Source organism: Achromobacter insolitus, from assembly GCF_002209555.1.
GTDB classification, from domain to species: domain Bacteria; phylum Pseudomonadota; class Gammaproteobacteria; order Burkholderiales; family Burkholderiaceae_B; genus Achromobacter; species Achromobacter insolitus.
The window spans coordinates 327,250-341,959 of record NZ_NJIF01000001.1 but is presented as its reverse complement, the minus strand read 5'-3'; the positions used below and the strand labels follow the sequence as shown (position 1 = coordinate 341,959).

Here is a 14,710-nt window from a genome sequence, read left to right as displayed (position 1 = left end):
GGGAGACACGATCCATGGCAATTGATTATCAAAACCTGCGCAACTGGAAGTTCGACGACCGCGTCGACCGCTATACCGCGCGCGACTGCATGATCTATGCATTGGGCCTGGGCTACGGCAGCGATCCCGCCGACGAGGCCGAACTGCGCTATGTGCATGAAGACGGGACGGCCGTGGTGCCGACTTTCCTGGCCACCATCGGGGCGCCCAACGGTTGGGCGGCCGATCCGGCCACCGGCATCGACTGGGTGAAGATCCTGCATGGCGAACACCGCATGACCTTCCATGCGCCGTTGGCGGCCTCAGGCGCCGTGCGCAGCCAGACGCGGGTGACGCGAGTGGTGGACAAGGGCGCCAGCAAGGGCGCGCTGGTGGTGACCGTGCGCGACATTTCGGACGCCGATAGCGGCGCGCCCCTGGCCACGGTGGAGCATGTGTCGTTCTGCCGCGCCGACGGCGGTTTTGGCCAGGGCGACGAGCCGCCCGAAGCCTTGCCCGCGGTGCCCGAGCGTGACCCTGACCAGGTCGTGCTGCTGCCCACGCTGCCGCAGCAGGCCCTGCTTTACCGGCTGAACGGTGACCTCAACCCGGTGCATGCGTTGCCGAACATGGCGCGCGCCGCCGGCTTCGATCGGCCCATTCTGCATGGCCTGTGCACGTATGGCATGGCGGCGCGCGCCTTGCTGCAGGCCTGCGCGCCCGTTGCGCCACAACGGCTGGGCGGAATCGCCGCGCGTTTTTCCGCGCCGTTCTTCCCCGGCGAGACGCTGCGCGTGGAGCTGTGGCGCGACGGCGACAGCTTGCATTTCCGAGCCCTGGCCCACGAGCGCGGCACGGTGGTGTTGAGCAACGGCGTCGCCAACCTGGCCCATTGAGCTAACCCGAGGTGAACCATGTCTGCACTTGAAGTCCATGCCCGGGAGATGCCCGACCGCATCGCCTACCGCATGATTCCGTCCGGAACCACAGTGACGTGGCGCGAGCTGGAACTGCGCACCCGCAAATGCGCGGCGGCCTTGCTGGATGCCGGCCTGCAGGCCGGCGACGTGATCGCGGTTTTCCTGGAAAACCATCCGCGCTTTTTTGAACTGTTGTGGGCGGCGCACCGCATCGGCCTGTACTACACCACCATCAGCCGCCACCTCAAGCGCGACGAAGCGCGCTACATCATCGAGAATTGCGACGCCCGGGTCCTGTTCTATTCCGGCCACACGCAGGCTGAAACGGATGCGGACGGCCTGGACCGGCGCGGCGTGCTGCGCGTCTGCATGGACGGCGCCGATGCCGGCGCGATCCAATACGAAGCCTGGATCGGCCGCTATGCGGATGACGTAACGCTGCCTGAGACCCCGGAAGGCACGGACTTCCTCTATTCGTCGGGCACCACCGGCCTGCCCAAGGGAATCAAGCGTCCGCTAACGGTGGCCAATCGCTACTTCCGCGTGGGCGACGCGCCCAGCAGCGCCTGGAAGGCATTCGACCGCGACACGGTCTATCTGTCCACGGCGCCGTTCTATCACGCAGCCCCGGTGCGCTGGAACATGGCGGCGCTACGCGCGGGCGGCAGCTGCGTCATGATGGAAAAATTCGATGCGGAGGCGGCGCTCGAAGCCATCGAGACCTACGGCGTCACCCATTCGCAATGGGTGCCGACCATGTTCATCCGCCTGCTGCGCCTGCCGCAGGAAACGCGCCAGCGCCATGACCTGTCCACCCTGCGCTATGCCGTGCACGCGGCCGCGCCGTGCCCGGTCGATGTCAAAGAAGCCATGATCGCGTGGTGGGGGCCCATCCTGTACGAGTACTACAGCGGCACCGAACTGGTCGGGCGAACTTCTCTGGGGTCCAAGGAATGGCTGACGCACCGAGGTTCGGTCGGCAAGCCCGAGTTCGGCCAGGCGCACATCATGAGCGAGGACGGCCTGACCGAATTGCCCGCGGGCCAGCCCGGGGTCATTTACTTTTCGGGCGGCGGCTCCTTCGAATATCACAAGGATCCGGAGAAGACGCGCGGCGCCTACAACGCGCGCGGCTGGGCCACCTATGGCGATATCGGCTATCTGGATCAGGACGGCTATCTGTACCTGACCGACCGCCTGTCCAACATGATCGTGTCGGGCGGCGTCAATATCTATCCGCAGGAAGCCGAGAACCTGCTCTGCACGCATCCCGCCGTGGCCGACGTGGCGGTGGTCGGCGTGCCCAACGACGAGTTCGGCGAGGAGGTCAAGGCGGTTGTGCAATTGCGGGACCCGGCCGCGGCCAGCCCCGACCTGGCGCAGCAGCTGATCGCCTATTGCCGTGACCGCATCTCGCCCATCAAGTGTCCCAAGAGCGTGGACTTCTCCAGCGATATGCCGCGCACCGAGACCGGCAAGCTGCTCAAGCGCCTGGTCAAGCAGCGCTATTGGCCGCAAGCATAGGCGGCCCACCATGACAGACCAGGAGACGGCATGAACCGGCAGCGCAAGCTTTTCTCGGCGGACCATGAATTGTTCCGCGATACCGTGGCGCGCTTCATCGCGGATGAGATCACGCCCAACCACTACCAATGGGAACAGGAAGGACTGGTGCCGCGGGATCTCTGGCGCAAGGCCGGCGCGGCGGGCATTCTGTTGCCCAGTACACCCGAGGAATACGGCGGGGGCGGGGGGGATTTCCTGCATACCATCATCGTGGTGGAGGAAATCGCGCGCGCGTTGGCCACCGGTGTGACGGGCTTCACGACCCATTCCGACATCGTCGCGCCCTACCTGTTGAATTTCGGCACGGAACGCCAGAAGCAGCGCGACCTGCCCGGCATGGCGCAGGGCGACATCGTGGCGTCCATCGCCATGACCGAGCCGGGGGCGGGCAGCGATGTCAAGGCGATACGCACCGCGGCCGCGAAGGCGCAGGGCGGCTACGTCATCAATGGCCAGAAAACCTTCATCACCAACGGCTTTCATGCCGACCGCGTGCTGGTGGTGGCCAAGACCGATCCCGCCGCCGGCGCGCGCGGCATCAGCCTCTTCTGGGTCGACACCGCCACGCCAGGATTCACGCGCGGGCGTCTCCTGGACAAGGTCGGGCAAAAAGCGCAGGACACGGCGGAGCTCTTCTTCCAGGACATGTACGTGCCGGACGAGGACATGCTGGGCGAGCCCGGGCAGGGCTTTGGCTACCTCATGAAGGAACTGGTGCGAGAACGCCTGATGATCGCGGTGCGTTGCGCCATGGCGCTGGAGAGCGCGCTGCAATGGACCGTCGACTACACCAAGGAAAGGCGCGCCTTCGACAAAGCCCTGATCGACAACCAGCACATCCGCTTCAAGCTCGCCGACATCAAGACCCTGGCTGCAGCAACCCGCGCCTTCGTCGATGGCTGCGTGCAGCAATACCTGGACGGCGAGCTCGACGCGGGGGGCGCCGCCATGGCCAAGCTGTGGGGATCCGAAGCCACGAGCGCCATCGATGACCTGCTGCAGTTCCATGGCGGCTACGGGTACATGCGCGAATACCCCATTGCGCGCGCCTACACCGACGTGCGGCCCAACCGGATTTATGGCGGCGCCTCGGAGGTCATGCGCGAGCTGATCGCCCGGACGCTTTGACCCTTCTTTTTCGACCTCGACAGGAACAGATCCCTACATGACCAAGCATCTCTCGAAATCGGTCGCCATCGTCGGCGCCGCCGAATCGGACCTGGGGAAAGTGCCCGGGATGACCTCGCTGGACCTGCAGGCGCAGGCGTCTGCCCGCGCGCTGCGCGATGCCGGACTGACGCTCAATGACGTCGATGGCGTGTTCGCGCACGTGGACGACAAATTCGCCGGCCTGCATCTCGCCGAATACCTGGGCATTCGTCCGCGCTACGTGGATTCGACCAGCGTCGGCGGCATGTCCAGCGTCATGCACATCCGCCACGCCATGGCCGCCATCGAGGCCGGCATGTGCGAGGTGGCGCTGGTGGCCTATGGCAGCACCCAGCTCTCGGACGGCACGCGCAAGGTGGGCGGCACGCCCGAAGACATGCGCATGCCGCGCGGCCAGTTCATCACGCCGTATGGCCAACTGAGTCCCATCGGCTATTACGCGATGGTGGCGCAGTTGCACATGCAGCGCTACGGCACCACGCACAAGGATCTGGCCGAGGTGGCGGTGGCGGCGCGCAAGTGGGCGCAGCTCAACCCCAAGGCCTACCGGCGCGAGGACACCTCGATCGATGAAGTCATGGCGTCCAGGATGATCGCCGACCCCTTGCGGCAGCGCGATTGCTGCCTCGTGACCGACGCAGGCGGCGCGGTCATCATCACGTCTGCCGCGCGCGCCCGCGAACTCAAGCGTCCGCCAGTCTACGTGATGGGAATCGCAGAATCCTTCTCGCATCACTACACGCCATTCAACACGGCGGACTGGCTGGATACCAACGTGGCGCAGACGGCCGACGCCGCGCTCGCCATGGCCGGCGTTACGCGCGCCGACATCGACGTGGTGCAGATCTACGACCACTTCACCATCGGCGTGATCCAGTCGCTGGAAGAGCTGGGCTTCTGCAAGCGGGGCGAAGGCGGTGCTTTCGTGGCGGACGGGCGCTTGGCCCCCGGCGGCGACTTCCCGATCAACACCTCGGGCGGTGGCCTTTCATACAACCATCCCGGCCAGTTCGGAATGCTGCTGCTGCTGGAGGCCGTGCACCAATTGCGCAAGGAATGCGGCGAACGCCAACTGCCCCGCGCCGAGTTGGCCCTGGTGCATGCGCCCGGCCTGGTTTTTTCTTGCAACACCACCCTGATACTCGGAGTCTGACCATGGACCAAGCCCAACGCCCGCGGCCGCAACCGACCCGGATCACCCAGCCGTATTGGGACGCGGCCAGGCAAAACCGTCTGGTCGTCCAGCAATGCGGTTGCTGCAAGACGCGCCAGTTCTATCCGCGCGAATTTTGCACGGCCTGCCTGTCCGATAGCCTGGAGTGGATCGACTGCGGGGGCGGAGGAACCGTCTACACCTACACCATCAACCGGCGGCCGAGCAACGCCGCCTTGAGCGAAAAAGTCCCGTATGTCGTTGCCATGATCGACCTGGACGAAGGGGTGCGCATGATGGCCAACATCATCGACAGCCCACCCGAGGCCGTCAGGATAGGAAGCCGGGTGCGGGTCTGCTTCGAGCAGGTGTCGGAAGACATCACCTTGCCGCAGTTCCGGCTGGAAGGGTGATCGCGGCTTTGAGCCGGCAAATAAAAAGGCCGGTCCGATTGAAAGATCGGACCGGCCTACTGCGGTATTTGGTGGAGCCGGGGGGAATTGAACCCCCGTCCGCAAGCCCTCCGCAACCAGTTCTACATGCGTAGTCGATTTATTTGGTTTTAACCCTGGACTTAGCCAACCGACAGGCCGGACCAGAGCGATTCACGTAATTTAAATTTGAACCGTGTGACCCCAGTTCAAACCGATTCCTTGTGAATGTCGCTGCTGCGGTTCGAGGGTTGCCCCCCTAGGAAGTTGCCTTCCTCCGCCTGACCCAAGGACAGATCAGTGCAGCGGCTCACCGCTTAAGCGGCGAGAGCGAAACGCTCGTCGTTGGCGTTTGTAGTGTTCCAGTGGTTTAACGAGCGTACTGGTGCTCGGCATGCCCTGAGTTGTTTCGCGACCCACGTCGAATCCGGATCGGCCCCAAGAACTCCTATTGTACTGGTAAACGCCATAGCCTGCTGTATCGCCTGCGCGGCCTTGCCCTGGCGTGGCGCGGACGATACAGGCGGGATCAGGTTGCGTTGGCGCAGACCGTCTTGGATTCGCGGCTGGGGCGTGAAGCGGCCATCAATACGAAGGCCAGGCCCACGGACACGCCCACGATGGCGGCAGCCGCCCAACCCAGCGATGCCAACCCATAGTTGTCGATGACATGTCCGCCGACTACGGCGCCCAGGCCAATGCCGATGTTGGCGCCCGAAATATTCAGGGACGCGGCAAACGCGGGCGCCTCGGGCGCGGATTTCATCAGGCGCACGTGGCAGACGATGAAGAGCGCGGCTTGCGCGATCCCCCACACGCCCAGCGCCACCGCCAAAAGACCATGCGACTGCATCACGGGGGCAACCACCGCCAGTCCAGCCGCCATCAGCGCCGAGAACAGGGCGGTCGCGCCCAACGGACTGCGGTCCACCAGGCGGCCGCCCAGCGTGTTGCCGATCAGGCCGACGGCGCCAAACGCCATCATGGTCCAACCTACGATCTGGCCATTGAAGCCCGCCAGCCGCTCCAGCATGTCCGCCAAATAGGTATAGGCGGTAAACATGCCCGTGAAGACCAGCAGCGACAGCAACACATGGCCCACCACGATGGGGTTGCGCAGGATGCGCAGCTGCGTGATGAGCTTGACGCTGTCGGCGCGGATACGGGTGCTGGGGAAGGCGAACAGCAGCAGCACGGCCTTGGCGAACGCTACGACCGAGAGCACGCCAAAGGCGGCGCGCCAGCCGAAAGCGTCCGAGATCAGCACGCCGATGGGGATGCCGAACACCGTGGCCGCCACGATGCCGAATGCGACCATCGAGATGGCGCGGCCGGCGCGGGCCGGGCCGACCAACTCCACCGCCGTGGCGCTGGCCAGCGACCAGAACACCGGCAGGGCCAGGGCGGGGACGAAGCGGGCCACGGCCATGACCCAGATGTTGGGAGCGGCGGCGGCCAGGGCGTTGGACAGGCCGAACAGCACCAGCACGCCGATGAACAGGCGCTTGCGTTCGACATTGGCCATGAGCGCCGTAAGCAGCGGCCCCGTTGCCGCTACGGTGAACGCGAACAGAGTGACCAGCAGGCCCGCCTGGGAAACGGTGACGTGCAGGTCGCGGGCCAGGCCCGGCAGCAGTCCGACGATCAGGAACTCGGTCGTCAGGATGGTAAAGCCGGCGGCAGAAAGTAACAGGATTGGCAATAGCATAGGCATTCCTCTGGCGCGACGCTGGAGGGCGGCGCGCGGGCGGCGTTGTAAGTGGTCTAAAAAGGTCAGGGGTGCGCCGGCCTGAGTGCCGGGCAAGTGCATCGGGGCCGAAGGGCGCCGGTGCGCGGGATCAGTGGCGAAGGACGGTGGGGTCCGCGGCCTCCGGCATCAGCCGGAAAAGGCAATTGGGAAGCTCCCGAATGCCTTGCATGGATCACACTTTAAGTGACTTCGGATGCAGGATAAAGGCCCTGGCTTCGGAAAGATTGTTCGAGCAACTCAACTAATGGTTGGCGAACAATCGGAGGGGGAACGGGCCGCGGGGCGACCCGTCCGGCAAGGCTTAGCGCAGGTCGCTGGGCAGCAAGGGCTGGATGGCCGACCAGAGTTCCTCCGGGGAGTTGGCGCAGGTTTCCGCTTCCCAGGTGGTGATGTTGTCGTCTTCGCCGACGTAGCCATAGGCGGCCGCAACGGCGGGCATGCCCGCCGCGTGCGCGGCCTGGATGTCGCGCAGGTCGTCGCCCACGTAGACGCAGCGGTCGATGGCGAAGCCGGCTTCACGCGCGGCATGTTGCAGAGGCAAGGGGTGCGGCTTGGCGTGCGCGGTCGTGTCGCCGCAGACCAGGACCGCGCTATCGCGCGTCAGGTCCAGGTATTCCACGATGGGCAGGGTCAGATAGGTGACCTTGTTGGTCACGATGCCCCAAGACAGGCCGCGGCCGCGGATGTCCGCCAGCAGGGCCTCGATGCCGGGAAACAGCTTGCTGTGGACCGTCGAGCCGGCGGCGTAATCTTCCAGGAACTGCAGCCGGGTGGGTTCGTAATCGGCGTCGCCGGGCTTCAAGTCCAGCGCCACCCGCAGCAGCCCGCGAGCGCCTTGGGACGCAACCGGGCGCAAGGCCTCGTAAGGCATCGGTTCCAGGCCCTTGCGGGTGCGCTGGCGGTTTGCCGCGGCGGCCAGGTCGGGGGCGGTGTCGGCCAGCGTGCCGTCGAAGTCGAACAGAATCAGGGCGCTCATTTGCGGGTAGCCATCAGGTAATTGACCGAGGTATCGGACGACAGGGTATAGATCTGGGTAATCGGGTTGTATTCCATCCCGCGCATGCTCACCGGTTCGAGGTTGGCGCCGCGGGCGGCCGCCGACAGTTCGCTGGGTTTGATGAATTGGTCATAGCTGTGCGTGCCGCGCGGCAACAGGCGCAGGACGTACTCGGCACCCACGATGGCAAACAGGAAGGACTTGGGATTGCGGTTTAAGGTGGAAAAGAACACCCAGCCGCCGGGTTTGACCAGGGTCGAGCAGGCGCGCACGATCGAAGCCGGATCGGGCACGTGTTCCAGCATTTCCATGCAGGTCACCACGTCATAGTGACCTGGTTGTTCCGCCGCGAGTTCCTCGACGGGAACCTTGCGGTACTCGACTTTCACGCCCGATTCCAGGCCGTGCAGGCGAGCCACCTTCAGGGACTTGTCGGCTAGATCGATGCCGGTGACTTCCGCGCCGCCGCGCGCCATGGCTTCGGACAGGATGCCACCGCCGCAGCCCACGTCCAGCACCCGCTTGCCCGCCAGGCTGCCCGCGCATTCCTGGATCCATTCCAGCCGCAGCGGATTGATGGCATGCAGGGGCTTGAACTCGCTTTCGGGGTCCCACCAACGGCTGGCCAGGGCGCCGAACTTATCCAGTTCAGCCTGATCGGCGTTGATGGCGGGGCGGGCGGTGTCGTGAGTTTGCGTAGTCATGGGCAGGTTCAGCGTAAGGCGACTCTATGACTCTATATATAGAGGACCGTCGCGCCAGGCGAGGGGAGGGTCACGGCTCTGCACCGGTTTGGTGCGTGGCCGGCGAAAAAAAGGGCCTCGCTATGCGAGGCCCCCTTATTGTAGCTAGTCCAGCAATTACTTGCGGCTACCCACGATTTCGATCTCAACGCGACGGTTTTGGGCGCGGCCTTCCTTCGTCTTGTTGGAAGCGATCGGGTTCAGCTCACCCTTGCCTTCCGTGTAGATACGGTTCGGGTCGATACCCTTGCTGACCAGGTAGGACTTGACCGAAGCGGCGCGGCGCTCGGACAGCTTCTGGTTGTAGGCTTCGGTACCGATCGAGTCGGTGTGGCCCACAGCAATGATGGTTTCGAGGTCGATACCGCGAGCTTGCTGGGCGACTTGGTCCAGCAGCTGACGGCCTTCGGGCTTCAGCGTCGACTTGTCGAAGTCGAAGAACGTGTCAGCATTGAACACGACCTTGGCCGCCATCGGGGCCGGCTTCGCCTTCTGTTGTGCAACCGGAACGCCGTCGCAGCCGGGGATGCCGGTGGCCGGGGTCCAGAAAGCATCGCGCCAGCACAGTTCGTTCGTGCCGTTCTTCCAAACGTCACCGAACGGGTTGCGCCAGTTGTCCACGGTTTGCGCGGAAGCTACACCAGAGGCCGTGACGGCGGCGAAGGCGAGCGCCAGAGCGAATTTGGAGGGTTTGTTCATGTTTCTCCTCGTTGAGCTTGAAGCTGGATAAGTGACTCGCAGCGAACCCCCGCCGCATATCAGGAAAACGGGGCCAGTATAGCAACGCCAAGAGCTGGTTCAAAGGAATAGCTACTGGGTTTCCTGCGTGCTGGAAACAATCTTAAGGCATTTGGGGGGCTTTGGCTTCCCTGGAGAGGCGCATTGGTGCTGGATATGACGTTTTCGGCACTCCATCGGTTTTCCATGTTGGTTTTTGACAACAGGCCCGCAGGACGCGGCCGGGCGCAACGTCGGCCACCTCTTCATGTCTTTCGGTCCGGTCCGCCAAGCGGCCACTTCGGGAGGCCCTTCTGACCGCTCCGGGAATCGGATGATAGAATTTCCTGTTTACCCGGCCCGGGTTCCTCCTTACACGATTCTGTCGTTATATATATGGATTCCTTTGCCAAGGAGACGCTTCCGGTATCGCTGGAAGAAGAGATGCGCCGCAGTTACCTCGATTACGCAATGAGCGTGATCGTAGGGCGGGCGCTACCGGATGTGCGGGACGGCCTCAAGCCTGTCCACCGGCGCGTGCTCTACGCGATGCACGAACTGAACAACGACTGGAACCGCGCCTATAAGAAGTCCGCGCGTATCGTCGGGGACGTCATCGGTAAATACCACCCCCACGGCGACCAGTCCGTCTACGACACCATCGTCCGCATGGCGCAGGATTTCTCCATGCGCTACATGCTGGTCGACGGCCAGGGCAACTTCGGCTCGATCGACGGCGATAACGCCGCGGCGATGCGTTACACCGAAATCCGTCTGGCCAAGATCGCCCACGAACTGCTGGCCGACATCGACCAGGAAACGGTGGACTTCGGCCCCAACTACGACGGCAGCGAGCAAGAACCGCTGCTGCTGCCCTCGCGCCTGCCCAACCTGCTGGTCAACGGCAGCTCCGGGATCGCGGTGGGCATGGCCACCAACATTCCGCCCCACAACCTCCAGGAAGTGGTCGACGGCTGCCTGTACTGCCTGCGCAATCCGGGCTGCTCGGTCGATGAGCTCATGGAGCTCATCCCGGCCCCCGATTTCCCCACCGGCGGCGTCATTTACGGCATGTCCGGCGTGCGCGAAGGCTACCGCACCGGTCGTGGCCGCGTCATCATGCGCGCCAAGACCCACTTCGAGGACATGGAGAAGGGCAATCGCCAGGCCATCGTGGTCGACGCGATTCCCTACCAGGTCAACAAGAAGACGCTGCAGGAACGCATCGCCGAGCTGGTCAACGACAAGAAGATCGAAGGCATCTCCGATATCCGGGACGAGTCCGACAAGGACGGCATGCGCCTGGTCATCGAGCTCAAGCGCGGCGAAGTGCCCGAAGTGGTGCTGAATAACCTGTACAAGAATACCCAGCTGCAGGACACCTTCGGGATGAACCTGGTGGCGCTGGTCGATGGCCAGCCCCGCCTGCTCAACCTGAAGCAGATGATCGATTACTTCCTGCAGCACCGCAGGGAAGTGGTCACGCGCCGCACGGTGTTCCAGCTGCGCAAGGCCCGCGAACGCGGCCACGTGCTGGAAGGCCTGGCCGTCGCGCTGGCCAACATCGACGATTTCATCGCCATCATCAAGGCGGCGCCGACCCCGCCGGTCGCGCGCCAGGAACTGATGGCGAAGTCCTGGGACTCGTCGCTGGTACGCGAAATGCTGTCGCGCGCCGATGGCGACACGCCGGGAGGCCGCGCGGCCTTCCGTCCGGACGACCTGGGCGCCGAGTTTGGCCTCCAGGGCGACGGCATGTACCGCCTGAGCGATACCCAGGCCCAGGAAATCCTGAACATGCGCCTGCAACGCCTGACCGGGCTGGAGCAGGACAAGATCGTCGGCGAATACAAGGACATCATGTCCACCATCGCCGACCTGCTGGACATCCTGGCGCGCCCTGAGCGCATCACCACGATCATTGGCGAAGAGCTGCAGGCCATCAAGGCGGAGTTCTCCACCGGCGCCAAGGACACGCGCCGTTCGGAAATCGAACTCAACGCCACCGAGCTCGACACCGAAGACCTGATCACGCCGACCGACATGGTCGTGACGCTGTCGCACGGCGGCTACATCAAGAGCCAGCCCTTGTCCGAGTACCGTTCGCAGAAGCGCGGCGGACGCGGCAAGCAGGCCACGGCCATGAAGGAAAACGACTGGATCGACCAGTTGTTCATCGCCAACACGCACGACTTCCTGTTGTGCTTCTCCAACCGCGGCCGCGTCTACTGGCTCAAGGTCTGGGAAGTGCCGCAAGGCACGCGCAACTCGCGCGGCAAGCCCATCGTCAACATGTTCCCGTTGGCCGAAGGCGAGAAGATCACCGTGGTGTTGCCGGTCAAGGAATTCAGCGAAGACCACTACGTCTTCATGGCGACCTCGCGCGGCACGGTCAAGAAGACCCCGCTGTCCGACTTCTCCAATCCGCGCAAGGCCGGCATCATCGCCGTGGACCTGGACGATGGCGACTACCTGATCGGCGCCGACCTCACCGACGGCCAGCATGACGTCATGCTGTTCTCGGACGCAGGCAAGGCAGTGCGCTTCGACGAAAACGATGTGCGCCCGATGGGCCGCAACGCCCGCGGCGTGCGCGGCATGATGCTGGAAGACTCCCAGACCGTCATCGCGCTGCTCGTGGCTGGCGATGAAACGCAAAGCGTGCTGACGGCCACTGAAAACGGCTACGGCAAGCGCACCCCGATCACCGAGTACACGCGCCACGGCCGCGGCACCAAGGGCATGATCGCGATCCAGACCAGCTCGCGCAACGGCAAGGTCGTCGGCGCCGTGCTGGTCATGCCTTCGGACGAGATCATGCTGATCACGACCGGCGGCGTGCTGGTGCGCACCCGCGTCTCCGAAATCCGCGAAATGGGCCGCGCCACGCAAGGCGTCACGCTCATCAACGTCGACGACGGCAGCTCGCTGTCCGGCGTGCGCCGTGTCGTGGAAAGCGACGCGGACGATGACAGCGACCTGGGCGATGACGGCCAGGATGCGGATGGCGGCGACGACAACGGCGCAGCGGACTCGACGGATTCGACGGAACCTACGGAGCAATAATGGCCCGCCCCTGGAACTTCTCGGCAGGCCCCTCGGCCTTGCCCGAGGTGGTGCTGCAGCAAGCCGCTGCAGAAATGCTGGACTGGCACGGCAGCGGCATGTCCGTGATGGAAATGAGCCATCGCGGCAAGCATTTCGTGCAGATCTGCGATGAAGCCGAGTCCGACCTGCGCGACTTGCTGGGACTGCCGGCGGATTACGCCATCATGTTCATGCAAGGCGGCGGTTCCGGGGAAAACGCCATCGTTCCCATGAACCTCATGGGACGCCGCGGCACGCCGGCGGCTGATTTCGTCGTGACGGGCCATTGGTCCAAGCGTTCGTACAAGGAAGCCGGCCGCTACGGCAGCACCCATGTGGCAGCGAGCAGCGACCAAGCCATCCAGCTGGACGGCCGCGAGCAGGCGCCGCTGACCTGGGTGCCGCCCGTCGACTCCTGGCAGGTGCGGCCGGAATCGGCCTATCTGCACCTGTGCAGCAACGAAACCATCGGTGGCGTCGAGTTCATGGATTGGCCCGATACCGCCGCGCTGGGCGCGCCCGACGTGCCGCTGGTCGTCGATGCGTCCTCGCACTTCCTGTCGCGTCCCATGGACGTGACGCGTTGCGGCATGCTGTATGCCGGCGCGCAGAAGAACGCCGGCCCGGCGGGTGTGACCATGGTCATCGCGCGCCGCGATCTCATCGGCCACGCTTTGCCGATCTGCCCGTCCGCGTTCGATTACGCCAACGTGGCCGCGGAGCATTCGCGCTACAACACGCCCCCCACCTTTGCCATCTACGTCGCAGGACTGGTGTTCAAGTGGGTCAAGGCGAATGGCGGCGTCGCCGGCATGGAAGCGGCGAACAAGGCCAAGGCCGATCTGCTCTACGGCTACCTGGACAGCACCAGTTTCTACCGCAATCCCATCCACGCGCCCGTGCGCTCGCGCATGAACGTGCCGTTCGTGTTGCACGACGAATCGCTCAACGATGCCTTCCTGCAAGGCGCGGACGCGGCCGGCCTGACGCAGCTCAAGGGCCATAAGAGCGTGGGCGGCATGCGTGCCTCCATCTACAACGCCGTGCCCCTTGCTGGAGTCGCGGCGCTGGTCGAGTACCTCAAGGAATTCGAGCGTCGCTATGGATGACGATCTGCAGCGCAAGCTGCTTCCCCTGCGCCAGCGCATCGATGCGCTGGACGCTCAGATCCTCGACCTCCTGACGCAGCGCGCGAGCGCCGCGCTGGAAGTGGGCGAGGTCAAGCATGCCGCGAACGCCGACGGCCCGGTTCTGCGCCCCGAGCGCGAAGCCGACGTGATCCGCCGCCTGCAGCAGACCAATCCCGGCCCGTTTCCGAATGCCGGCGTGGCGGCGGTTTGGACCGAAATCATCTCCGCCTGCCGCGGCCTGGAACGCGGCATGACGGTCGCCTTCCTGGGGCCGCAAGGCTCGTTCTCGGAGCAGGCCGCGCAGGAGCATTTCGGCCACGCCGTGCAGAAACTGCCGTGCGCATCCTTTGATGAGGTCTTCCGCGCCGTCGAAGCGGGGCAGGCCGACGTGGGCATGGTCCCGGTCGAGAATTCCACCGAAGGCGCGGTCAACCGCAGCCTGGACCTGCTGCTGAATACGCCGCTGAAGATCCTGGGCGAGCGTTCGCTCGTCATCCGCCATTGCCTGATGTCGCAGTCCGGCAGCATGGACGGGATCAAGACGATTTCCGCGCACCCGCAGGCGCTGGCCCAATGCCAGGGCTGGCTCACGCGCAACTACCCCGACGTGGCGCGCGTGGCCGCGTCCAGCAATTCCGAGGCTGCTCGCGCGGCCGCGGCCGATCCGAGCATCGCGGCCATCGCCGGCGAGGTGGCGGCGCCCGCCTGGAACCTGCAGATTGTCGCCGCGGGCATCCAGGACGATCCGCACAACCGCACGCGCTTCCTGGCGATCGGCAACATCGAGCCGCTGGTCAGCGGCAAAGACAAGACCAGCCTGATCCTGGCGGTGCCCAACCGCGCGGGCGCCGTCTACGAAATGCTGGCGCCGCTGGCGGCCAACGGCGTGTCCATGACGCGCTTCGAGTCGCGGCCCGCCCGCACCGGCCAGTGGGAATACTATTTCTATGTGGACGTCCTGGGTCACCGCAATGATCCGAACGTCGAACGCGCCCTGGCCGCCTTGCAGGCGCAGGTTGCCTACCTGAAAGTGCTGGGTTCCTACCCGGCGCCGTGAGTCCCTCCGA

12 protein-coding genes and 1 other RNA gene are annotated in these 14,710 nt (G+C 64.7%); 8 read left to right on the top strand and 5 right to left on the bottom strand.

The features are described from left to right. Nucleotides 1-14: 14 nt before the first annotated feature. Genes CEY08_RS01610 through CEY08_RS01590 form a run of 5 tightly spaced genes read left to right on the top strand, consistent with a single transcriptional unit; the run spans nucleotide 15 to nucleotide 5,201 of the window. Nucleotides 15-875, top strand: a complete 861-nt coding sequence (locus CEY08_RS01610; RefSeq protein ID WP_076815706.1) for a MaoC/PaaZ C-terminal domain-containing protein — start codon at nucleotides 15-17, stop codon at nucleotides 873-875. 18 nt (nucleotides 876-893) lie between these two features. After that, nucleotides 894-2,423, top strand: coding sequence for an AMP-binding protein (locus tag CEY08_RS01605; protein ID WP_076815703.1), 1,530 nt, complete (start codon nucleotides 894-896; stop codon nucleotides 2,421-2,423). Between the two features lie 30 nt (nucleotides 2,424-2,453). Then, on the top strand, nucleotides 2,454-3,593 hold the full coding sequence (locus CEY08_RS01600; RefSeq protein WP_088607567.1) for an acyl-CoA dehydrogenase family protein: 1,140 nt from the start codon (nucleotides 2,454-2,456) through the stop codon (nucleotides 3,591-3,593). A gap of 37 nt (nucleotides 3,594-3,630) precedes the next feature. Further along, nucleotides 3,631-4,788: an acetyl-CoA acetyltransferase gene (locus CEY08_RS01595; RefSeq protein ID WP_042792512.1), complete on the top strand. Its 1,158-nt coding sequence runs from the start codon at nucleotides 3,631-3,633 to the stop codon at nucleotides 4,786-4,788. A gap of 2 nt (nucleotides 4,789-4,790) precedes the next feature. Further along, nucleotides 4,791-5,201 (top strand): Zn-ribbon domain-containing OB-fold protein, encoded by a 411-nt coding sequence (locus tag CEY08_RS01590; RefSeq protein ID WP_076815701.1) that lies wholly within the window; start codon nucleotides 4,791-4,793, stop codon nucleotides 5,199-5,201. 69 nt (nucleotides 5,202-5,270) lie between these two features. On the opposite strand, the gene ssrA is transcribed toward CEY08_RS01590, so the two are convergent. The 5 genes from ssrA to ompA all read right to left on the bottom strand — a co-directional run bounded on the left by ssrA (nucleotide 5,271) and on the right by ompA (nucleotide 9,408). After that, nucleotides 5,271-5,659, bottom strand: a transfer-messenger RNA (tmRNA) gene (ssrA, locus tag CEY08_RS01585). 89 nt (nucleotides 5,660-5,748) lie between these two features. Next, complete coding sequence (locus CEY08_RS01580; RefSeq protein ID WP_076815699.1) at nucleotides 5,749-6,927, bottom strand: MFS transporter; 1,179 nt, start codon at nucleotides 6,925-6,927, stop codon at nucleotides 5,749-5,751. A gap of 343 nt (nucleotides 6,928-7,270) precedes the next feature. Beyond that, a complete protein-coding gene (locus CEY08_RS01575) occupies nucleotides 7,271-7,945 on the bottom strand; it encodes an HAD-IA family hydrolase (RefSeq protein WP_042792517.1) in 675 nt (224 codons plus the stop codon). Further along, on the bottom strand, nucleotides 7,942-8,670 hold the full coding sequence (ubiG, locus tag CEY08_RS01570; RefSeq protein ID WP_063641766.1) for a bifunctional 2-polyprenyl-6-hydroxyphenol methylase/3-demethylubiquinol 3-O-methyltransferase UbiG: 729 nt from the start codon (nucleotides 8,668-8,670) through the stop codon (nucleotides 7,942-7,944). The genes CEY08_RS01575 and ubiG overlap by 4 nt, the downstream gene beginning before the upstream one ends. Nucleotides 8,671-8,826: 156 nt before the next feature. Continuing rightward, nucleotides 8,827-9,408 (bottom strand): outer membrane protein OmpA, encoded by a 582-nt coding sequence (gene ompA, locus CEY08_RS01565; RefSeq protein WP_042792519.1) that lies wholly within the window; start codon nucleotides 9,406-9,408, stop codon nucleotides 8,827-8,829. A 414-nt stretch (nucleotides 9,409-9,822) separates the two neighbouring features. Here ompA and gyrA point away from each other — a divergent pair, with 414 nt between their 5' ends. From gyrA to pheA, 3 genes are read left to right on the top strand one after another with little or no spacing between them, the layout of a single operon-like run. Next, nucleotides 9,823-12,492: a DNA gyrase subunit A gene (gyrA, locus tag CEY08_RS01560; protein ID WP_042792520.1), complete on the top strand. Its 2,670-nt coding sequence runs from the start codon at nucleotides 9,823-9,825 to the stop codon at nucleotides 12,490-12,492. Continuing rightward, nucleotides 12,492-13,622, top strand: coding sequence for a 3-phosphoserine/phosphohydroxythreonine transaminase (gene serC / locus CEY08_RS01555; protein ID WP_042792521.1), 1,131 nt, complete (start codon nucleotides 12,492-12,494; stop codon nucleotides 13,620-13,622). The genes gyrA and serC overlap by 1 nt, the downstream gene beginning before the upstream one ends. Beyond that, complete coding sequence (pheA, locus tag CEY08_RS01550; protein ID WP_042792522.1) at nucleotides 13,615-14,700, top strand: prephenate dehydratase; 1,086 nt, start codon at nucleotides 13,615-13,617, stop codon at nucleotides 14,698-14,700. Before serC ends, pheA begins: the two co-directional genes overlap by 8 nt. The last annotated feature ends 10 nt before the right edge of the window (nucleotides 14,701-14,710 follow it).